At 71.4% G+C, this 20,706-nt stretch carries 20 protein-coding genes; 11 read left to right on the forward strand and 9 right to left on the reverse strand.

Annotated features, from left to right (window positions below; genetic code table 11):
* Positions 1-417 precede the first annotated feature (417 nt).
* The 3 genes from IG74_RS0112335 to IG74_RS0112345 all read left to right on the forward strand — a co-directional run bounded on the left by IG74_RS0112335 (position 418) and on the right by IG74_RS0112345 (position 3,594).
* Positions 418-750, forward strand: coding sequence for a histone-like nucleoid-structuring protein Lsr2 (locus IG74_RS0112335; RefSeq protein WP_030674339.1), 333 nt, complete (start codon positions 418-420; stop codon positions 748-750).
* 331 nt (positions 751-1,081) lie between these two features.
* Positions 1,082-2,785 carry an amidohydrolase gene (locus tag IG74_RS0112340; protein ID WP_030674341.1) on the forward strand — a complete coding sequence of 568 codons (1,704 nt, stop codon included), beginning with the start codon at positions 1,082-1,084 and terminating at the stop codon, positions 2,783-2,785.
* Between the two features lie 50 nt (positions 2,786-2,835).
* Positions 2,836-3,594, forward strand: coding sequence for a helix-turn-helix transcriptional regulator (locus IG74_RS0112345; RefSeq protein WP_030674344.1), 759 nt, complete (start codon positions 2,836-2,838; stop codon positions 3,592-3,594).
* A gap of 42 nt (positions 3,595-3,636) precedes the next feature.
* On the opposite strand, the gene IG74_RS0112350 is transcribed toward IG74_RS0112345, so the two are convergent.
* Together IG74_RS0112350 and IG74_RS0112355 are read right to left on the reverse strand one after the other, a co-directional pair.
* Positions 3,637-4,083, reverse strand: a complete 447-nt coding sequence (locus IG74_RS0112350; protein ID WP_030674347.1) for a TIGR03618 family F420-dependent PPOX class oxidoreductase — start codon at positions 4,081-4,083, stop codon at positions 3,637-3,639.
* A 9-nt stretch (positions 4,084-4,092) separates the two neighbouring features.
* On the reverse strand, positions 4,093-4,665 hold the full coding sequence (locus tag IG74_RS0112355) for a GNAT family N-acetyltransferase (protein ID WP_051854834.1): 573 nt from the start codon (positions 4,663-4,665) through the stop codon (positions 4,093-4,095).
* A gap of 235 nt (positions 4,666-4,900) precedes the next feature.
* On the opposite strand from IG74_RS0112355, the gene IG74_RS0112360 reads away from it, so the two are divergent.
* Together IG74_RS0112360 and IG74_RS0112365 are read left to right on the forward strand one after the other, a co-directional pair.
* On the forward strand, positions 4,901-5,419 hold the full coding sequence (locus tag IG74_RS0112360; RefSeq protein WP_030674353.1) for a lytic polysaccharide monooxygenase auxiliary activity family 9 protein: 519 nt from the start codon (positions 4,901-4,903) through the stop codon (positions 5,417-5,419).
* A gap of 505 nt (positions 5,420-5,924) precedes the next feature.
* On the forward strand, positions 5,925-7,274 hold the full coding sequence (locus tag IG74_RS0112365; protein WP_107058926.1) for a TolB family protein: 1,350 nt from the start codon (positions 5,925-5,927) through the stop codon (positions 7,272-7,274).
* 48 nt (positions 7,275-7,322) lie between these two features.
* Here IG74_RS0112365 and IG74_RS0112370 read toward each other — a convergent pair whose 3' ends face one another.
* The 4 genes from IG74_RS0112370 to IG74_RS0112385 all read right to left on the reverse strand — a co-directional run bounded on the left by IG74_RS0112370 (position 7,323) and on the right by IG74_RS0112385 (position 10,478).
* The gene (locus tag IG74_RS0112370; RefSeq protein WP_030674359.1) at positions 7,323-7,736 is read right to left on the reverse strand and encodes a hypothetical protein; all 414 of its coding nucleotides are present in this window, start codon (positions 7,734-7,736) and stop codon (positions 7,323-7,325) included.
* Positions 7,737-7,842: 106 nt separating this feature from the next.
* Positions 7,843-9,060 carry a serine hydrolase domain-containing protein gene (locus IG74_RS0112375; protein ID WP_030674362.1) on the reverse strand — a complete coding sequence of 406 codons (1,218 nt, stop codon included), beginning with the start codon at positions 9,058-9,060 and terminating at the stop codon, positions 7,843-7,845.
* Between the two features lie 189 nt (positions 9,061-9,249).
* Entirely contained in the window at positions 9,250-9,495 is a 246-nt protein-coding gene (locus tag IG74_RS53405) for a hypothetical protein (protein ID WP_234334315.1), read from the reverse strand.
* 314 nt (positions 9,496-9,809) lie between these two features.
* The gene (locus IG74_RS0112385) at positions 9,810-10,478 is read right to left on the reverse strand and encodes a hypothetical protein (protein WP_051854822.1); all 669 of its coding nucleotides are present in this window, start codon (positions 10,476-10,478) and stop codon (positions 9,810-9,812) included.
* 506 nt (positions 10,479-10,984) lie between these two features.
* Here IG74_RS0112385 and IG74_RS0112390 point away from each other — a divergent pair.
* From IG74_RS0112390 to IG74_RS0112410, 5 genes are all read left to right on the forward strand, one after another.
* Positions 10,985-12,826, forward strand: a complete 1,842-nt coding sequence (locus IG74_RS0112390; RefSeq protein ID WP_030674378.1) for a sensor histidine kinase — start codon at positions 10,985-10,987, stop codon at positions 12,824-12,826.
* Positions 12,827-12,952: 126 nt separating this feature from the next.
* Positions 12,953-13,372 (forward strand): roadblock/LC7 domain-containing protein, encoded by a 420-nt coding sequence (locus IG74_RS0112395; protein ID WP_030674382.1) that lies wholly within the window; start codon positions 12,953-12,955, stop codon positions 13,370-13,372.
* On the forward strand, positions 13,369-13,725 hold the full coding sequence (locus IG74_RS0112400; RefSeq protein ID WP_030674385.1) for a DUF742 domain-containing protein: 357 nt from the start codon (positions 13,369-13,371) through the stop codon (positions 13,723-13,725). Before IG74_RS0112395 ends, IG74_RS0112400 begins: the two co-directional genes overlap by 4 nt.
* The gene (locus tag IG74_RS0112405) at positions 13,706-14,326 is read left to right on the forward strand and encodes a GTP-binding protein (RefSeq protein ID WP_030674390.1); all 621 of its coding nucleotides are present in this window, start codon (positions 13,706-13,708) and stop codon (positions 14,324-14,326) included. Before IG74_RS0112400 ends, IG74_RS0112405 begins: the two co-directional genes overlap by 20 nt.
* Positions 14,323-15,588, forward strand: coding sequence for a cytochrome P450 (locus tag IG74_RS0112410; protein WP_030674391.1), 1,266 nt, complete (start codon positions 14,323-14,325; stop codon positions 15,586-15,588). Before IG74_RS0112405 ends, IG74_RS0112410 begins: the two co-directional genes overlap by 4 nt.
* 54 nt (positions 15,589-15,642) lie before the next feature.
* Here the strand turns inward: IG74_RS0112410 and IG74_RS0112415 are convergent, their stop codons facing one another.
* Entirely contained in the window at positions 15,643-16,869 is a 1,227-nt protein-coding gene (locus tag IG74_RS0112415; RefSeq protein WP_030674392.1) for a cytochrome P450, read from the reverse strand.
* 138 nt (positions 16,870-17,007) lie between these two features.
* Complete coding sequence (locus IG74_RS0112420; RefSeq protein WP_030674393.1) at positions 17,008-17,463, reverse strand: winged helix-turn-helix transcriptional regulator; 456 nt, start codon at positions 17,461-17,463, stop codon at positions 17,008-17,010.
* A gap of 133 nt (positions 17,464-17,596) precedes the next feature.
* Between IG74_RS0112420 and IG74_RS0112425 the strand changes: the two genes are divergently transcribed.
* A complete protein-coding gene (locus IG74_RS0112425) occupies positions 17,597-18,931 on the forward strand; it encodes an MFS transporter (protein ID WP_030674394.1) in 1,335 nt (444 codons plus the stop codon).
* 58 nt (positions 18,932-18,989) lie between these two features.
* Here IG74_RS0112425 and IG74_RS0112430 read toward each other — a convergent pair whose 3' ends face one another.
* A complete protein-coding gene (locus tag IG74_RS0112430) occupies positions 18,990-20,696 on the reverse strand; it encodes a methyltransferase (RefSeq protein ID WP_030674395.1) in 1,707 nt (568 codons plus the stop codon).
* Positions 20,697-20,706 lie beyond the last annotated feature (10 nt).

The raw sequence follows: 20,706 nt of genomic DNA on the forward strand, positions 1-20,706 counted from the left end.
GATCTGCGCATCAAGGCGGACAGCCGCTCTTCATTGACATGGGAGAGTCGCGCCCTGTTCAGGTCCCGGACGACCTTGACTGATCGGCGTATCTCCCCTCGCCGGAAGACGGCGATTGTTGCCTGCTGGACGCCTGAGCGATTCCGTAGGACCGGCGTTGTCCCGGGGATTGAGAGTATCTCGGCTCCACATCATCAGGATTGCCGCTAGCGGTATCCGCATTCCTCTGAGATGATCCCCAAATGGATTGGGGGGTCGAGAAGTTGTATGCGGACGAACACGCCATACGTCACCGTGCGAAACTCAGGCAAGCGCGCTGACCGACCGGCGTGACCGTCAGCGGATAAGCGACCTCGAGAAGCTCGGTGGCCGACGGGCCACCCCTCATCGGCGAACCCCTTTACGGAAGGCACAACCATGGCACAGCGCGTAGAAATCAAGCTGATTGACGACCTGGACGGCAAGACGGCCGACGAGACCGTGACGTTCGGCCTGGACGGCAAGGCATACGAGATCGACCTCAGCACCAAGAACGCCGACAAGCTGCGCGGTCTCCTCGAGCCGTACCTGAAAGGCGGCCGCAAGACCGGTGGCGGCCGCGGCGTGAAGCAGCCCGTGAGCAAGGGCAAGAGCGCCGGCCAGGACACGGCCAAGATGCGTGCCTGGGCGAAGGAGAACGGCTTCGAGGTCAATGACCGCGGCCGCGTCCCGGCGAACATCCGCGAGGCCTATGAGAAGGCCGCCGCCTGACATCGGTCGGCCGCTCGAACCATGCGAACCGAGCGGCCGCCGCGCACGGAGGAGCGCGAGCCCAGGACACGGGTGGACGTCGGCTGACCTCGCACAGCCGACGGCGGAACGACGCATGCGTGTCCTGCGGCCCCGGCTCGCTCCGGCCGGTGGTCGCCCGCGGACCGTACCTGCACCGCCGCCTCCGGATCCGCCGTCTGGCCAGTCCTCCCCGCGCCGAGAGCCCCTATCGGTTGGATGACCGATGTGCGGGGCAGAGCAGCACGGCCATAGTCCTCGAGAGATCGTTCGCGGGTGCTCGCAGAGCGCCCGGTACTCGAAAGGACCCTCTGTGGACACGTATGCGGACCTGGTGTTTCTCGGCGGCCAGGTGGTCACGGTCGATGCGGAGTTCTCCATCGCCTCGGCCCTCGCGGTGACCGACGGGGTCATCAGCGCCGTCGGCGAGCGGGACGACGTCGCGCCGCTCATCGGACCCGACACCCGCGTCGTCGACCTGCGAGGAGCGACGCTGCTCCCCGGAATCAACGATTCCCATCTGCACGGATGCGCCTTCGGCATGGCGACGCCGCCGCTCTCCGTCGACCTCGGCCACCCCGCCGTGTCCTCCCTCACGGACGCCGCGGAAGCGGTGCGGGAGGCCGTCGGACGCACCCCCGACGGGCAGTGGATCACCGGGCACGGCTGGGACCCCGGCTACCTCGACGAGTGCGTCGCCGACCCGTCGCGGACCCCCTCGCGGCACGACCTGGACGCCGTGAGCCCCGACCACCCCGTCGTCCTGTACTCCTTCTCCGGCCACGCCACCTGGGTCAACTCCAAGGCCCTGGAACTCATCGGGATCGACCGGGACACCGTCGCCCCGCCCGGCGGAGCCATCGTCAAGGACGACGAGGGAGAGCCCACCGGGCTGCTCCACGAGGGCGCCCAGGCCCTGATCCAGAACGCGCTGCCGCCGCTCAGCCGCCAGGAGCGGACCGACGCGATCCGGTCCACCCTCGCCACCCTCGCCCGGACCGGCATCACCAGCTACACCGAACCCGGGCTCGGCCCCGGGGGCGACGGCATCATGCGCGGCGCGCTCGGCGCCCAGACCCTCGACGTCTACCGTCAGCTGCTGGCCGACGGCGAACTGACCGCCCGCGTCGGCGTCCTGCTCCTGCCCACCGGGATGGCGAGCACCGCGGAGGAGTTCGCCCGCACCCTCACCGCCATCGGCGAGGTGGGTGACGCCGACCCGCGCCGCCTCGCGATCCACGGCGTCAAGGTCTTCGCCGACGGCGTCGTCCCCAACAAGACGTCCTGGATGCACGAGCCGTACGTCGGCGGCGGCTGCGGCTCCCTGTGCGTCAGCGGCGCCACCGACACCGAGCGCACCGCCGAGATCGACGCCATCATCCGCCACGCCCACGTCGCCGGTCACCAGCTGGGCATCCACGTCACCGGCGACCGGGCCTGCGACACCGTCGCGGACGCCTTCGCCGCGGCCATGGCCGAACACCCGCGGCCCGACGCCCGCCACTACATCATCCACGGCGACTTCCTCACCGCGCACAGCATGAAGGTCCTTGCCGCGCACGACTTCGGCGTCAACATGAACCCCACCATCAAGTGGACCGTCGCCGACATGGAGGAGGACTTCGTCGGCGTCGAGCGCGCCGCGTACGCCTGGCCCTACCGCGACGCCATCGACGCGGGCGTGCGCGTCGCGAGCGGCTCCGACGCCCCCGTCACGCACCCGGACTGGCGCCAGGGCGTCGCCACCATGGTGCTGCGCGAATCGAAGGCCGCGGGCCGGGTCAGCGGCCCCGAGCAGCGCATCGGCCTGGCCGACGCGATCCGTACGTACACGATCAACGCGGCCTGGCAGGACTTCGCCGACGACTGGAAGGGCTCCCTGGAGCCGGGCAAGGTCGCGGACCTGTGCGTGCTCGACGGGGATCTGCTCACCGCCGACCCCCACGACATCCCCACCATGCCGGTCGTCCTGACCGTCGTGGACGGCCTTGTCGTGCACGACACCCTTCGCGTTTGACGTATCCCTTCGCGTTTGACGTATTCCAGGCACATGATCATCCTTGGGGGATGGCAGCGCAGCGGAGCACGGCGGACATCCTGGACGCGGCCGTCCACGTCCGCGAGGCCGCACGGAGCGCCGCGCACGGCGCGACCGGCCTCGGCCCGGTCCTGACGGCGCTGGCGGAGGTGGTGGAGTACGACCACGCCTCGCTGACCCGGTGGGATCCGCTGCACCGGCGCCACACCACCCTGGCCGGGAGCTACCCGGACGACGCCACGGCCTACATCGAGAACCGCCTCCACCGGGACCCGGTGTTCCCCGTGCTCCGCAGCCCGGAGCGGGGCGGCCTCTGGCTGAGGGACGTCCCGGGGCAGCTCCTGGCCGCGTCCCTCGGCTTCCAGGAAGTGCTGTCCCCCCTCGGCATCGAGGACGGCGTGGCCCAGTGCCTGTTCGCCGCCGACGGCCGGTACGTCGGCATGCTGAACGTCAGCACCCGGCGGCCGCGGCGCGCGCCCGACCCGGCGCGCGCCGTGGTCACCCTGCTCACCGAGTCCCTCGCCGCGGCGGTCGCCCCCCAGGCGGACCCGCCGCCCGAGCAGGCCCCCGCGGCCGACGCGCGGCCCGGGGGACTCTCGCCCCGCGAGCTCCAGGTCCTCGCCGAACTGACCACGGGCCGCACCAACCGCGAGATCGCCGAGCGGCTCTACATCACGCCGCGCACCGTGGGCACCCACATCGAGCACATCCTCGCCAAGCTGGACCTCCCCAACCGCGCGGCCGCCGCCGCGCGGGCCGCCGCCTGGGGAATCGCACCCTCCCGCTGACACGGGCCCGACGGCGCGCGGTGGCACGGCACACGCCCCAGGTCAGGAAGCCGGGACGGGCCCACCGGGCCGGAAGCGCTCCACCCCGACGATGTGCCGGACCTTGGTGGGGCGCACGATCACCGCGACCCGCTGCTCCCCGGGCATGAGCCACTCGAAGCGTTCGCTGCCCAGGTACTTCTGGGCCAGGCGGTCCATGTGGCCGTGCGCCTCGTCGCCCTCGACGAAGCGGTCCACCACCCCGCTGATCTGCACCCGGTCGAAGGGGTCCGCGGCATCCGCGTGCGAGAGGTAGACGCGGGGGTCGCGGCGCAGGTTCTCCTCCTTCACCCGGCCCACCGAGGTGTTGAACATCAGCTCGTTCTCTCCCACCAGGTCCACCCACATCGGGCTGACCTGCGGAGCTCCATCGGCGAACACGGTGCCGACGTACCAGATGAGGGGAGCGCGCAGCCGTGCGCGTACGGAGTCGTTGAACGTCGCAGTCATCGGGGGAGGCTACCAACCATGATCGACTGGGCCGCGCGGCGGGGCGGGCCGGTCCAGGCGCCAGACGACGCCGATCCCCGTGCCCGCGGGAGTCGTGGGGCATGGCGCCTGCTCGCGGCGGACCTCGGTGAAGCCCAAGCGGCGGGGTACACCGGCACTTGAGGTGTTGGCCAGGTCGTGCACGATCTCCAGATACGCCACGCCCGGCAGGGTGAACAGCTCGGTGACCAGGGCCGCTGCCGCCCGCGTGGCGATGCCCCGGCCGGTGGCGGCCGGGTGCAGCCAGTACCCCATGCGCCGGCCCTGGGGCTCGGGCGCGCGGTAGGACTGGCACATGCCGACGAGCGTGTCGCCCTGGGCTATGGCGTAGTTGTACACGTCGCCGCTCGCCCACTTCGCCTCGTCCTTCGCGAGGAAGCTCCGGGTGTTCTCCTCGCTGTGCCCCTCCACCCACGGTTCCCAGGGCCGCAGATGCTCCACGGACTCCTCGATCAACCGGAACGCCGGAGCGAAATCGCTCTGCCCCCGCCAGCGTCGCAGGACGAAGTCTCCGCACTCGATGAGCTGCCTCGGTCGCACCATGGCGGCCATGATCTTTCGTGGCACGGCTCCGTGCAATGGGGACGGGGGAGAACTGGTCGGCCGGGCAGGCCCGTTCGGGCTGCGGGGCTGCGGGGCTGCGGGGCTGCGGGGTGGGCCGGGTGGACCGGTGGGCCGGTGGGTCGGCGTGGAGGCATCCCTGGCCACTTCCGCCCCATGGCTCTTGACCGTGAACCGCCGCGCGCTATGGTCCGGACTAATGACGGAAGGAGTTGTCATGTCCGCGAAAAAGAGCTCGGCCGCCGCCCTCGTCCTGGCCCTCGCGCCGCTCATCGCCGTGAGTCTCCCGGCCGGTCCCGCCCAAGCGCACGGCTGGGTGACCGCCCCCGCCAGCCGACAGGACCAGTGCTTCAACGGGAGCGTGGAGTGCGGCCCCATCAAGTGGGAGCCCGATGCCGTGGAAGGGCCCAAAGGCCTCAAGAGCTGCAGTGGCGGCAATGCCCAGTTCGCCGACCTGGACGACGACAGAAAGGGCTGGACCGTCCACAGCATCGCCAAGTCGACGCAGTTCACCTGGCAGTTGACCGCGCAGCACAGCACGACCACCTGGCAGTACTTCGTGGGTTCCCAAAAGGTCGCCGAGTTCGACCAGGGTGGCGCCCAACCGCCCCAGTTCGTACGCCACCACGTCAATTTCGGCAGCATCCGAGGCCAGCAGAAGGTCCTGGCGGTCTGGAACATCGCCGACACGGAGAATGCCTTCTACGCCTGCATCGATGTGAACATCCGCGGCTAGACGGTTCCCTTCGGACCAGGCGGCGATTGGCCGGATCGGGCGGCCTTTGACCCGCCGCGCCGCGCACGGATTCCGCAAGGAGGCACGGCTGCCGAATCGGCGCCGATGGTTGCCCATTCCGCGTGAGGACGGCACAAAAGCCCGCCGCAACGCTCCCATCCCGCTGATGCAACCGACGCATCCGCACCGTGGAGGGCACGCGACACATTGACCCCCGGGACTTCTCCGTGTTCGCTCGCCTACGGTGCGCTTGGCCACGCCACGGCCGATCGCCGCAGGAGCCGGGCGACCGGGGCGTCCGGCGTGACCACTTGGCCTTCGCCGACCGATTGCCCGTACCGATTGCTCGTACCGATTGCCCGTACTGACTGCTCGTACTGACGACTCGTACCGACCGGGGCCGAAACGCCGAGGAGAAAGGCGCGCGGGAAACGAAAGATATGCGCCACTCCCCGAGCGGGCCCGGACAGCACGACTGGACCGCCGTCGACACAGGAGGAACCGGATGCCCGTTCATCAGCGCGTGACAGCCGCCGGCGCCGCGCTCGCCGCCCTCTGCGCCATGGCCGTGCTGTCACCACCGGGTGCCTCCGCCGCTCCTCCTTCTGCCCCGCACACCGAGCGGTTGAGCGTCGGCCCGACGGGCGCCCAGGGCAACGCGGCTTCCACCGGCCCCGCCATCAGCGCCGACGGCCGGTACGTCGCCTTCGTCTCGGCGTCCCGGAACCTGGTCGAGAACGACACCAACGGCACGCCCGACGCCTTCGTCCGTGACCTGCGCACCGGAAAGACGGAACGCGTCAGCGTCCAGAGCAACGGCAAGGCGAGCCACGGCGTCGTACGGGAAGTCTCGATCAGCCCCGACGGACGGCACGTGGTCTTCACCTCCACCGCCGACGACCTCGTCCGCGGCGACCCCAACGACCTCGACGACGTCTTCCTGCACGACCGTCGTACCGGCAGGACCGAGCGGATCAGCCCCACGGGCGCGACCTACGACGGACTGCGCGGCCAGCTGACGTACGACCCCGCGGTCAGCGGCGACGGCCGCTACGTCGCGTACGCCTCAGGTGCCGAGGACCTGGTGACGGGGGACGCGAACAAGCGGGACGACGTCTTCCTCTACGACCGCAAGAAGAAGACCACGGAACTGGCGCAGCTCGGCAACGACGGCAAGCACGGCGAAGGCGACGCGTTCGCCCCCGCGTTCGCGGGCGGCACGGGCGGTCGTTACCTCGCCTTCACCTCGAACGCCTCCGGCCTGACCGACGTGGAGGACCACTCCTCCGCGACCGACATCTTCCTGCGCGACCGCGAGAAGCACACCACGGAACTCGTCAGCGTCCCGCACGGCTACAACCGCAAGACCCCGTCCTGGGGCGCCGCCCTCAGCGGTGACGCCCGCTACGTGGCGTTCACCTCGGCCTCCGGGGTGCTCCGCCCCGAGGGACCGGCCCCGACGAGCCAGCACAACGTCTTCCTCTACGACCGCGAGACCAAGCGCATGCGACTGGTCAGCGCCACCTCCGACGGCACACCCGCCAACGGGAACAGCGACGCGGTCTCCCTGAGCCGCGACGGGCGCTACGCGGCGTTCACCTCCGCCGCCTCCAACCTCGCCCCCGGCGACGACGGCGACAGCAGCGAGGACGTCTTCCTGAAGGACATGAGGACCGGCCAGGTCACCGTCGTCAGCGTCGACGACAGCGACCTCGGGCACGAGGACACCGCACCGGGGCGGCGGACCGGCGTCACTGAGGACGGCAGTGCGGTCGTCTTCGACTCCCCGGCCGGAAACCTCGTGCCCGGCGACACCAACACCGCGGCCGACGTCTTCTTGCGCCGCCTGCGCTGAACGCGAGCGGGGCAGGGCTGTCCCGACAGGCCGGGGTCCACCGCCGCGTCAGGCCGCGTCGAGGGCTTCAGTGATCTTGCGGGTCATCTCGGCCAGTGGAGGACCGGCCTCGCCCCGGTGGGCGCGGGCGGCCGCTTCGAGGGCCACGAGGACGGTGCCGCGGTAGTTGACGGCCTCTGCCGGGTCCTGCTTCTTCAGCAGGCTCATGGCTCCGGTCAGGGCGGGCAGCACGAGGTCGGCGAGTTCGGCCACGGACTTGCCGCGCAGGTTCGTGATCTTCGACTTCGCGGCGAGCACGTGTCCGATCGGGCCGGTCGCGGACGCCAGGGCGAGGGAGCCGTTGGTGGCGATCCTGTGCGGCGAACCGGCGGCACCGGCGGCGGCCAACAGCGAGACGGCACCGTACGCGCCGGTCCGCAGGGTGTGCTTGTCCTGGTCGGTAAGGGTCAGGGTGACGGACATGGTGGTGTGCTCCTTCAAATGAATGCGGCGGATGCGACTCAGCGCGGCGAACGCCACGGATGAACGGTGAATACGGATGAACGGTGAATGCGGCGAGGGCTCGGCATCAGTCGTCGATCGCCTGGTAGAGCGTGGTCCAGAAGTCGTGGATGAGCCGCGGTGAATCCGCCGTGCTCATTCCGGTCTGGGTGAGCAGGATGCCGACGAGCTGCTTGTCCGGGTCGGCGTAGGCCGTGGTGCCGGTGCCGCCGTCCCAGCCGAACTGGCCCACGGACGCGTAGTCGCCGCGGTAGGTGCGCACCGCCATCCCGAAGCCCCAGCCGCCGTGGCGCCCGAGGCCGTACGACGCCTGGGTGTTGTTGGCCATGGCCTCGCGCGCGGCCTGCTGCTCGGGGGTGAGGCGGTTGGTGGTCATCAGCTCGACGGCGGACCGGGACAGGATCCGTTCGGTCCCGTGCTTCCCGTGGTGCAGCAGCATCTGGAAGTACGCGTGGAAGTCGTCCACGGTCGAGACCAGCGCACCGCCGCCCGCCTGGAACTCCGGCGGTCGGCTGAACCTGCCGCCCGCCGCCTCGTCCCACACGAGGAACTTCCCGCTCTGCGGATCGGGCGCGTAGCTGGGCGGCAGCCGGTCGATCTCGCTGGGAGGCACGTGGAAACCGGTGTCCTCCATCCCCAGCGGACCGAAGACGCGCTCGCGCAGGAACTCCTCGTACGACTGGCCCGTGACCCTCGCGACGAGCACGCCCAGCAGGTCGGAGCCGATGTGGTACCCCCACCGCTCCCCGGGCTGGAACATCAGCGGCAGCGTGCCGAGGCGGCGCATCCACTCGTCCGGCTCGGGCAGCGGCTCCGCATGGCCGGTGAGATTCAGTTCCTGCATCGCGGACTGGATCGGGAGGCCCAGCGACGTCAGATCCATCCCGAGCCCGAACGTACAGGTCAGTACGTCCCTCACGGTGATCGGCCGGTGCGCGGGCACGGTGTCGTCCAGCGGTCCGTCGACCCGCTTCAGCACGCGCCGGTCGGCGAGTTCCGGCAGCCACGGCTCCACCGGATCGTCGAGGCGCAGCCTGCACTCGTCGAGCAGGATCATCGCCGCCGCGACCCCGACCGGCTTGGACGTCGAGGCCATCCGGAAGATCGTGTCCCGGCGCATCGGCGCGCCACCGTCGTGACGCATCGTCCCCATCGCCTCGACGTGCGTCTCACCGCCCCGGCTGACCAGGGCCACGAGCCCGGGAATCCTCCCGGACTCCACGTGCCGTGCCAGTACGTCGTGCACTCTGCGCAGCCCCGAAGCCGCGATCGCTGAACTCTTCATGTCCCTCACCATGCCCACCGGCGCTGACACCCGTCTGTCACACCCCTGACACGGCCACTGACATGACGTTCTCTTACGTCAGCCCTGGTCAGAGGGGCATGAGGAGGGGGAGGGCAGACCTGTCCGGGCCTCGTGCGGGCCCCGCACCACACACGGAGCGCGGCCCGCACGGGCAGGGGCAGGAGAGGGTTACTCGGGCTGAGTCACCGTCAGGGACCAGCGGATGTCCTGCGTCGAGGTGTCGACCGCCACGGAGAAGGATCCCCGCGGCACCACGCCGGGGTCCAAGGAGGCCGAGCCCACGCCCGTGCTGCCCTTGGGGCAGTTGACCGTGAACTCGGCCACCTGCACGTCGTCCTGTCCCTCCATCGTCACCGCCGCGCTGCCGCCGCCCTCGCAGGCCACGGTGAGCACGGTCGGGAGCCTCTCCGACACGCCTCCGGACACGACTCCGCCGTCCCCCGTCGACTCCGGCACCCACACCAGCCCGTCGGGGCCGGGGTGGGGAAGGAGTACGTCTGCCGCCGCGGCGGGCGACGCCCCTGCCCCCAGCACCCCAACAGCCGCCACGAATAACGGCGTTATGGCCTTCACTGCGCTCTTCACGTGTGTCCCTCCCGTTGTTCCGTCTTGACGCGGTGAGTATGGCGCGCGGGGAAGGGGACGCGCCTGAGTACGCCTACTCATGACAGCCGCATCGAGCGCCGGACGCTGCCGGTACCGGCAGCAGCGAGGCTGGCTGTCGGTGGTTACACCACGCCGCAGTCCTCCAGGCCGCCCGTGTACTCGACGATGTCGAGGTCCCAGATGTAGCCGGCGGTGTTGGCCCACTGGACCCCGTTGCGTCCGGGCCGCTCGATGCCGAGGACCAGGCGTTTGCCGTTGTTGTCGTTGATCTTGCAGACACCGGCCACGTCGTCGCCCGCCCAGGCGGTCCCGATCCGCGGGGTGCTCAGGCCGGGGCCGGAGTACATGGCCGTGTCGATCCTGGGGTGGACGCCCTGCCCGTAGCCGTTGCACGACGGCAGGTCACCGGTGGGTTCGCGGATGTCGTCGTCCCAGATGTAACCGGCGGTGTTGGCCCATTGAACGCCGTTGCGTCCGGGGCGTTCGATGCCGAGGACCAGCCGCTTGCCGTTGTTGTCGAAAACCTGGCAGATACCGGCCACGTTGTCGCCCGCCCACGCCGTTCCGATCCTCGGGGTGCTGAGGCCGGGGCCGGAGTAGATGCCGGTGTCGATCCGGGGGTGGATCTGCCTTCCGATGCCGAGAGGGGCGGCGGCTGCTTGCGGTGCCGCTTCGGCCGCCGCCGTGCGGGAGTGGCTTCCGTAGGTGTCCGCCGCTGGTGCGACAGCGGCACTCAACGCCACGGCCGCGGAGGCCGCGATGGCGACGGACAGGGGTCTCGTGATGCGCATGGTGGTTCCCTTCCGCTTCCGCTTGCCTGGTCGATCGATGACAGTGGCATGGCAATCGTCTCGCGCCGCACGGCAGTTCGCTGGTGCTGTCCATGCCAATGGCTCGAACCGCTGCCGGGTGCGGCCAGCCGCTCGTCATGAGTGGCTGAAAATAATCGCTCACTGGTCCGGACTTGAACTCGGATGTTTGCCTACGGGGCGCAGAGGGGCGGCATCTGACGGACCGCAGAAACGTTCGGTCCGATGGTGTGGGGTGAGTTGTGCGTCGAACCTCGGGAGTGATCCCTATAGCACATGCCCGGCGCTGAAGGCCTCTTTCACGACGAAGGCCGTGATGCGGAGCCTCCGGTTCATGGTGCTTGCCACCACCACACGATCTTGCGATTAGCATGACCATGCGCAGCCGTCAGAGGGCCGTGGCCCCGAGCGGGCCTCCTTCGCGACGGCACCGATGTGAGGGCGGGCCGACAGCCTGCATCCCCGTGCCGAGACCGAGGGGTCACGGAATGACTTTGTCCGCTGATGGGCGTCCGTCCGGCATAGCCGGCACTCCGCGAGCGGCGTCCTCGCTGCCGCTGCTCCTGCTGGGGGCGGCCGCCGTGGCGGGAGCCGCGGCCGCGGGGCTCGCGCCGTCGGCCGCCCGCGGCTGGGTGGCCGCCGTGGCCGTGGTCGGCTGGCTGCTCCTGGCCGTCGTCGTCTGGACGGGGCGCGCGGGCGCGGCCCGGCTCCGGGCGCACGCCGCGCAGCTGGAGAGCCAGCTGACCGCCGCCCAGACGCAGTTGGGCGCCCGGGGCGCCGAGGTGATCCACATGTCCCAGGTGACCCTGCCGACCGTGGCGCGGTCCCTGCACGAGGGCGCGGGACCGCAGGACGCCCTGCACCAGATCCGGCCCCCCGCCGAACCGGCGTACCGCGAGCTCCTGAACGTCTGCGTGACCGTCCTCGCCGAAGCGGAGCGGCGCGCCGCCACCGTGACGGCGGCCCAGCACCACACGGCCGGTGACCTGGCCCGGCTGACCGACGACGTACGGCTGCTCGCCACCGAGACCCTCCCCGCGGTCGTCGGCGCGCTGCGCGGCGGCGCCTCGGTGGACCGGACCCTCGCCGGCGTGACCTGGCCCGCCGACCCCTCCCTGCGCGACCTCACCGAGGCCGCCGTGCGGGAACTCGCCCTGAGCGAGCGGCGCGCGGCCGCCGCCCAGACCGCGAGCGCGAAGGCCCTGAGCCGGGTGCAGGCCAAGTCCGTGAGCATGCTCGCCGACCTGCGCGAGATGCAGGACCGGCACGGCGAGGACGTCTTCGGCGACCTGCTCAGGCTCGACCACAGCACGTCGCAGCTCGGCCTGATGACCGACCGGCTCGCGCTCCTGATGGGCGGCCGCTCCAGCCGCGCCTGGAACAAGCCGATCGTCATGGAGAGCATCCTGCGCGGCGCCGTCGGCCGCATCGCCGCCTATCAGCGGGTACGACTGCACAGCTCCACCAAGGCGGCCGTGGTCGGCTTCGCCGCCGAAGGCGTCATGCACCTGCTGGCCGAACTGATGGACAACGCCGCGAACTTCTCGCCGCCCACCGACGAAGTCCACGTCTACGTGGAGGAGTCGCGCACCGGCGTCGTCGTCACGATCGAGGACAGCGGTCTGCGCATGTCCGAGGCGGCGCTGCGCCGCGCCAAGGAGTCGGTGTCCGGGCAGGCCGCCGACCTCGCGCTCCTCCAGGGCACCCGGCTCGGGCTCGCCGTCGTGGGCCGACTGGCCGTCAAGTACGGCGTCAGCGTGAACTTCCGCCCCTCCTCGCGCGGCGGCACCGGCGTCGTCATCCTGCTGCCCCCGCAGCTCCTGGCACAGCAGCCCCAGCCGGACAGCGCCCGTACGGCAGTGGCTCCCACCATCGAGAACCCCGCCGTCGAGGCTCCCGCCGCCGAGGCCCCCGCCGTCCCGGCGCCCCGTCAGGACAGCGCGCCGGAGACGACCGAGGCGGCCCGCCCCGCCTCCCTGCCGACCCGGGTTTCCCCGGCCTCCCCGGAGAAGGCCACCACGGACGGCATGGCGGACGGCCCCGAAGCGCCCGACGCCGCGCAGGCCACCCCGGGCGGCCTGCCCGTGCGACGCCCCGGCCGCACGATGGCCGCCGCGCACGCCGCGAACGACCGGCACACCACCGAACGGCGCGACGCCGAACGGCAGACCGCCCCCGACGCCGTGCCGACCGGCCCCGACGGCGCGCCGCAGGACGAACGGCTGCGCTCCCCGCAGAGCATCGGTGACCGGTTCGGCGCGTTCCACCGCGCCCGCCGGGCCGCCACCGACGACACGGGCGAAAACCCACGGCCGCCGCGGGCCGAGTAGCCGCCCGCCCCCCTCGCGGACCGGCCCGCTCCGCAGGACCGCGAGGACCGTTTCTCGACCCCCGCCCCGCACACCGAAAGGGAGGCACGGGCGTTCGCACCCCCCCGGTGACGGCCCCGACACACGATGACGACCACCGACAACAGCCTGAACTGGCTCCTGGAGAGCCTGCTCGACGGCACCCCCGGCACCCGGCACGCCCTCGTCCTCTCCCGGGACGGCCTGAAGCTGTGCTGGAGCCCCGGCCTGACCCTGGACCAGGCGGACCAGCTCTCCGCGATCTGCTCCGGCATGCAGGCGCTCGCCCAGGGCGCGTCGATGGAGTTCGGGGACGGCACGGGCGGCGTACGGCACTCCATGACGGAGTTCCACGGCGGCCTGCTGTTCGTCGTCGAGGCGGGCCAGGGCGCGCACCTCGCCGTGATCGCCGACGAGGACGCCGACCCCGGCGTCGTCGGCAACCAGATGAGCCAGCTCGTGGCGCAGATCGGGGAGCACCTGAGCGCCGAACCGCGCGGCCAGGGCCACACGAACGCCGCGTCATGAGCCGGCGGCCCGTCGACGTGGGCGACCCGGACCGGCTGTACACCATCACCGGAGGCCGCAGCCGCGCCGACGGCGGCGCGTTCGACCTGGTGACCCTGATCGTGGCCGAGTGCGAGCCGGCCACGGGCCAGCAGTCGGAGCACGTACGCATCCTGGAGCTGTGCCGTCACCCGACGGCCGTCGTCGAGATCGCCGCCGAGCTGTCGCTGCCCATCACGGTCGTCCGCATCCTCCTGGAGGACCTACAGGCCACCGGCCGCATCACCGCCCGACACCCGCGCGTGGCGAAGTCCGCCGCGCTGCCCGATTCCGCTCTTCTCACGGAGGTGCTCCATGGGCTCCGCAACCTCTGAGCTGCCGCCCGAGGCCCGGACACCGCTGCGCGACACGGCCGAGTCCGGCCTGAAGATCGTCGTGGTGGGCGGCTTCGGGGTCGGCAAGACCACCCTGGTCCGCTCGGTCAGCGAGATCCGCCCGCTCAACACCGAGGAGGTGATGACGCGGGCCGGGGAGGACGTCGACCCGGTGCCGACGGAGTCGGCCAAGACCACCACCACCGTGGCCTTCGACTTCGGCCGCATCAGCCTCAACGACCGCCTCGTGCTCTATATGTTCGGCGCGCCGGGACAGAAGCGCTTCTGGTTCCTGTGGGACCGCCTCTTCTCCGGCACGCTCGGGGCGGTGGTGCTCGTCGACACCCGCAGGATGGACGACTCCTGGTACGCCATCGACCGGCTCGAACACCACGGCACGCCCTTCGTCGTCGCCGTGAACCGCTTCGACGGCGAGCACGCCTACCACTCCCTGGACGAGATCCGCACCGCCCTCGCGCTGCCCGCGCACGTCCCCCTCGTCGACTGCGACGCCCGGGTCCGCTCGTCCGGCAAGGACGTGCTCATCACCCTCGTCGACCACCTCCACCACCTGGCACGGGAACGGGAACTGACAGCATGACCGAAGCCACCGGACCGGCGGCGCCCGGCACCCCGCCGCCCGGCTGCCCCGCACACGGCGACGCGGTGCCCCTCAGCGGCCTGGAGTACCAGCAGACCCCCTTCGAGCTCTACCGCGACCTGCGCGGCCGGTACGGCTCCGTCGCCCCCGTCCTCCTCGACGGCGACGTGCCCGCCTGGCTGGTGCTCGGCTACTCCGAGGTCAGCTACGTCACCGCGCACGACGAGCTGTTCGCCCGCGACTCGCGGCGCTGGAACCAGTGGGACCGGATTCCCGCCGATTGGCCGCTGCTGCCCTTCGTCGGCTACCAGCCGTCCGTCCTGTTCACCGAAGGCGCCGAGCACCGGCTCCGCGCCGGTGTGATCACCGAGGCCCTCGAGGGCGTCGACCAGTTCGAACTGGGCCGCGAGTGCGTCCACATCGCGGACCAGCTGATCGCCTCGTTCTCCGGCCGCGGCGCCGCCGAGCTGATGAGCGCCTACACCCACCCGCTCGCCATGCGCGCCGCCGTGCACATGGTCGGCATGCCGCCGGGCACCGCCGACACCGAGGGCCTCGTCGAGGACCTGCGCATGTCGCTCGACACCGCCGAGGGCGACGACCCGGTCGCCGCGTACGGGCGGGTGGGCGAGCGCGTGCACCAGCTGGTCAAGGAGCGGCGCGAGCGGCCCGCCGCCGACGTCACGTCGCGGATGCTGGAGCACCCGGCCGGGCTCACCGACGAGGAGATCGTCCAGGACCTGATCTCGATCATCGCCGCCGCGCAGCAGCCCACCGCCAACTGGATCTGCAACACGCTGCGGCTGCTCCTGACCGACGAGCGGTTCGCCCTGAACGTATCCGGCGGCCGCCTCAGCGTCGGCCAGGCCCTGAACGAGGTGCTCTGGCTCGACACCCCCACGCAGAATTTCATCGGGCGCTGGGCGGTGCGCGACACCCAGCTGGGCGGCCGTCAGATCCGCGCGGGCGACTGCCTGGTCCTCGGCCTCGCCGCGGCCAACTCCGACCCGCAGCTGTGGCCCGGCGCCCACGTCGGCTCGGAGAACTCCGCGCACCTGTCCTTCAGCAACGGCGAGCACCGCTGCCCCTACCCGGCCCCGCTGCTCGCCGACGTCATCGCCCGTACGGCCGTCGAGACGCTCCTGGAACGCCTGCCGGACCTGGTCCTGGGCGTCGACCCGGCGGTGCTCACCTGGCGCCCTTCGGTGTGGATGCGCGGACTGACGGCCCTGCCCGTGCAGTTCACGCCGGTGGCCCAGTAGCACGTCGGCGTTCCGCCCGCAGGGGCGGAACGCCGTGACCGGTGCGGGCGTCGCTCAGCGCGTCACCGGGGTGAAGACCACCGGCAGCGACTGCGGCCCCCGGGTGAAGACACCGCGCTCCTCGGGGACGAAGCCGTCCGCGAACCGCAGGTCGGGCAGGGCGTCGAGGAGGTCGTTGACGCCGGTCTCGACCTCCGCGCGGGCCAGCAGCGCGCCCACGCAGAAGTGCCGGCCGAGGGCGAAGGCGAGGTGGTCGGCCGCCGCGGAGAAGGCGGTCGTGGTGCTGAGGTCGGCACGGAAGAGGTCGAAGCGGTCCGGGTCGCGGTAGCGCTCGCCGTCGCGGTTGGCCGAGCCGATCAGGCAGGTGATCGTGGCCCCGGCCGGGACGGTGCCACCGGCGAGCTCCACCTCCGCCGCGGTCTGCCGCATGATCATGTGGACCGGCGGAGTGTGGCGGAGCGTCTCGGCGAACGCCCGGTCGATCAGGGACCGGTCGGCGCGCACCGCGGCCAGCTGCTCGGGGTGCGCGAGGAGGTTCGCGAAGATGCTCGCGATCGCCTTGTCCGTAGTCTCGCCGCCCGCCGCGAGCAGCAGGCTGCAGAACGCCTTGATGTCCTCGTCGCTCATGCGGACGCCGTCGACCTCCGCGGCGCACAGCCGGGAGAGCAGGTCGTCCCCGGGCTCCTCGCGACGCCGCTGGATCACGGGCAGCATGTACTCGGCGAACTCCACGCGGGTGCGCTCACCGGCGGCCGTGACCTCGGGGTCGCCCGCGAGGTTGCCGAGGAAGGCGATCACGTTCGTGTACCAGCCGTGGAACCGTGGTTGGTCCGCCTTGTCCAGGCCCAGCATGTCCGCGATCACGTTCACCGGGAATCGGGTCGCGTACTCCGCCACGAGGTCCGCCGAGCCCCGGTCCCGGAAGGCGTCCACGAGCTCGCGGGAGTTGCGGCGGATCACCGGCAGGAACGTCTCCTGGAGCTCGCTGCCCCGGAAGGCCGGGGCGACGAGCGCCCGGCGCACCGCGTGCTCGCGCCCGCTGAGCTGGAGGATCGTCCGGCCGTGCACCGGCTCCAGCTGCCAGTCGTAGTTGTCGGTGGTGAACACCGACTCCTTGTCCTTGAAGACGCGTTGCACGTCCTCGTAGCGCGAGACGACATAGCTCTTGGTGGGCTCGTGCCACAGGAGCGGGGCGTGCTCCCGCAGTGCGCGGTACACGGGGTAGGGGTCGGCGGCGAACTCGGCCGAGAGGATGTCCGGTATGGACTGAGCAGTGGACACGGGGCTCCTTAGGGGAACAACTGCGTGGCGGGGCCACCCTATTGATCAAGAAAAGGAACCGACAGGGTGCGCGGGGCGGGATTTCCCGCGAGCCGCCCCCGCGAGCCGCCCCCGCGAGCCGCCCCCGTGGGCCGAGGCTCACTGCGTGGAGGGGACCTTGTGGACCGCGGTGTCGTCGGGGTCGAGCCGCCGCCCGTCCGCGGACAGCACTTCCAGAGGCCGCAGCCGCTCTCCCCGGCGACGGTCGAGCAGCTGTGAGTGCGGCTCCCCGGCGGTGAAGAAGTTCTGCTCGCCCCACTGCCGCAGGGCCACGATGACGGGGAAGAGGGACTTGCCCTTCGGAGTCAGTACGTACTCGCGGTAGGCGCTGCCGTCCGAGGCGGGGACGGATTCGAGGACGCCACCGGCGACCAGGGTGCGCAGCCGCGCGGTGAGGATGTTCTTCGCCACGCCGAGGCTGCGCTGGAACTCGCCGAAGCGCCGGCTTCCGTCGAAGGCGTCCCGCACGATCAGCAGGGACCACCAGTCGCCGATCGCGTCCACGGACCGGGCGACGGGACATTCGCTGTCGTCGAAGCGCGTCCTGGTCACCATGGCGTTCCTCGCTCTCTGACACACGTGCTCAAGCGCTCTGCGCTCTCGCGCTAGTTGCAACATGCTACCAAAAGGGCTTACCGTCGCCATCGCCAGTGGTAGCAAGATGAAACCAGATTGCGGAGGGGTACTGATGCCCGGAAACTGCGAGGCTGCGACACGACGGACCGAGGCCGAAGGCGCCGGGGCAGCGGGGGAAGGGACCGCCAGGGGAGTGCCCATCAGGGAGGAGTCCGTCGAGGCGTCGCCCGTAGGAGAGGGGACCGCGTTCGTTCTGTCCCGCGGCGTTGTCATCCTGTTCGCCGTCGCCTGCGGAGCGGCGGTGGCCAACGTCTACTTCTCCCAGCCGCTCCTCGTGACCATCGGCCACGACCTCGGCATGAGCCCGGCACTCGTCGGCAGCGTCGTCACCCTCACCCACGTCGGATACGGCCTGGGCCTCTTCTTCCTCGTACCGCTCGGCGACATGGTGGACCGCAGAAGGCTCATCGTCGTCCAACTGCTGCTCCTGATGCTGGCCCTGACCGTGGTGGCCGCCGCCCCCACGGCGGCGATCCTGCTCGCGGGCATGGCCGCGACGGGGCTTCTCGCCGTCGTCACACAGACGCTGGTGGCCTTCGCGGCCTCACTGGCACCCGCCGCCGGGCGCGGCCGGGTCGTCGGCCTGGTCACCAGCGGCGTGGTCACCGGAATCCTGCTCGCCCGCACCGCGTCCGGCCTCATCGCCGACCTCGCCGGCTGGCGTGCCGTCTACGTCGCCTCGGCATCGCTCACCGCGCTGCTCGCCCTGGTCCTGTACCGCGTGCTGCCGCGCCACAGCGCCACCGCGCCGACCGCTCTGCGCTACGGCGAACTCCTGCGCTCCACGATCACCCTGTTCGCGCGCGAACGACTGCTGCGGCTCCGGGCCCTGTTCGGCCTGCTGATCTTCGCTTCCTTCAGCACCCTGTGGAGCAGCGTCGCGCTGCCGCTCAGCGAGGCCCCGTACTCCATGTCGCACAGCGAGATCGGGGCGCTGGGTCTCATCGGAGTGGCCGGAGCCCTGGCCGCGACCGTGGCGGGCCGCCTGAACGACCGCGGCCGCTCCCAGCAGACCACCGGCATCGCCCTGGCCCTGCTCGCCGCCTCCTGGCTGCCCCTGGCCCTCACCCGCAGCTCGCTGTGGGCCCTGGTCGTAGGGGTGATCCTCCTGGACCTCGCCGTACAGGCGGTCCATGTCACCAACCAGACCCTGATCTACGCCCTGCACCCCGACGCGGGCAGCCGGTTGATCGGCGGATACATGGTCTTCTACTCCATCGGCAGCGCCACGGGCGCCATCGCCGCGACCTCCCTCTACACGGCGGCCGGCTGGGGCGCCGTCTGCGCCCTGGGCGCCGGGTTCAGCTGTCTCGGACTCGTGCTGTGGGGATGCACCCGGCGGAGCGCTCCGGAGCGGGTCAGCCCTGGCCGGGAGGTCTCCGGCTGACCACGGCCGGGCGTGGCGGGCTCCCGTCGGCCCGCCACCGGGCATCGCACTGTGGGGCCTACCGGACCGTGCTGGGCGCGGTCTGTGTCGGAACGGTCCTGCGGGCGTGCAGCACATGGCCGTCAAGGGGCAGCGGCCGGTGTCCGACCAAGGTGAGTCCCGCGCTGGTGAGGAGTTCGGCGTAGTGCTGGGCGGTGCGTTCGCGGCCGCCGACGTTGCACCGCATGTGGAGATCCCAGGCGGTGGCCAGGGAGGGGGAGTCGTCGGTGGGCAGCAGGCGTTCCACGATGAGCAGGTCGGCGTCGGCTGGCATGGCACGGGCGCAGTGCCGCAGGATCTCCCGGCACCGCTCGTCCTCCCAGTCGTGCAGCACGCGGCAGAGGAGATAGACGTCCGCGCCCGCCGGTACGTCCGCGAAGTCCCCCGCCACGTAGCCGCACCGGGCCGTGCCGAGGCGGCGGCGGGCGGCCTCGACGACGTGCGGGCGTTCGAGCAGGACGGCGTCGACGTTCGGGTGGGCGGCGAGGATGCGACTGAGCAGTTCGCCGTTTCCGCCGGCGATGTCGACCACGGTGGCTCCGCGCGTACCGCGCGCCGCATCGGCGAGCACCGGGTGGGTGGGCAGCGGCTCGAACATGCGCCAGTTCGCGGCCATGGACTGGTCGAAGAGCTCGGCGAGCTGGGGATCGTCGGCGAAGTGGTCGAAGTGGTTGGCGCCGAAGAGGTGCTCGAAGGCGACCTGCCCGGTGCGCACCGTGTGCGTGAGCGCGGCGAAGGACTGGTAGAACGGTCCGCCGTACATGAGGGCCAGGGGCCGCATCGAGCCCGAAGTCTCCGCGCGCAGCAGCGCGCCGAGGGAGGTGAGCCGGAAGCTGTCGGGAGCGTCCTGGGTGACGACGCCGAACGTGGCGAGGTAGCGCAGGAGCACGGCCAGACTGTCCGGGTCGGCGTCCACCTTGCTCGCCAGGGCCCCGGCGTCCACGGCGTGGTCGGTGTCCATCGCGTCGGCCACCCGCAACTGGGCGAGCGCGGTCAGCGCCTGCGTCGTCCAGGCCCCGGTCAGCAGCCGCAGCATCGTCTCGGCGGGCTGCTGACTGCGGAACTCGGCCAGGTGCGCGGCCAGTTGGCAGCGGTGGTCGCCGGGCGCGTACAGCTCGATGCGCCGGTAGCCGGCCTTGGACGCGGCGGGCGTGGCGAAGTAGAACACCGTGCCGTTCTCGTGCGGGTTGTATCCGCCGCCGTCCGGCAGCGCCCCGTGCAGGGCGAACGACGAGCGCAGACCGCGCAGCACCAGCGGGTCCGGGGCCAGCACCTCGAAGGCCACGTGTGCCTCGTCGTGCCGGGCGAGTTCGAGCGCCGCGACCTCCTCCAGATCGGAGCCCGGCGGCACCGTCAGGGCGAACACCTCGACCGTGCGGCGCTGCCCGTCGCGGCCGAGCACCACCGGGCGGAGGATGCGGACGTCCAGGTCGTCGGCGGTACGACGGTGACGCAGCGCCAGGCGTTCCCGTACCACCACGCTCGGCTGGGGCGGCGCCTGGGCGACCAGGCCGCACTCGGCCAGTGTGGCCTCCAACGCCCGGGCGTGGGCGGGGAAGACGAGCAGGGCCGCGTGCGCGAAGCGACAGCGCTTCACCAGGGAGCGCAGCTCCGCGACGTCGAGCCCGGGCAGCAGGAGCGGCAGGAGGGACTCGCTGTCCTGCTGGGTGACAAAGTCGACGGTCGCGCGCAGGCGCGACGTGTCGTCCGACAACGCCGTGATCAACGGGGCGTCC

The organism is Streptomyces sp. NRRL B-1347, from assembly GCF_000720325.1.
Classification (GTDB): Bacteria; Actinomycetota; Actinomycetes; order Streptomycetales; family Streptomycetaceae; genus Streptomyces.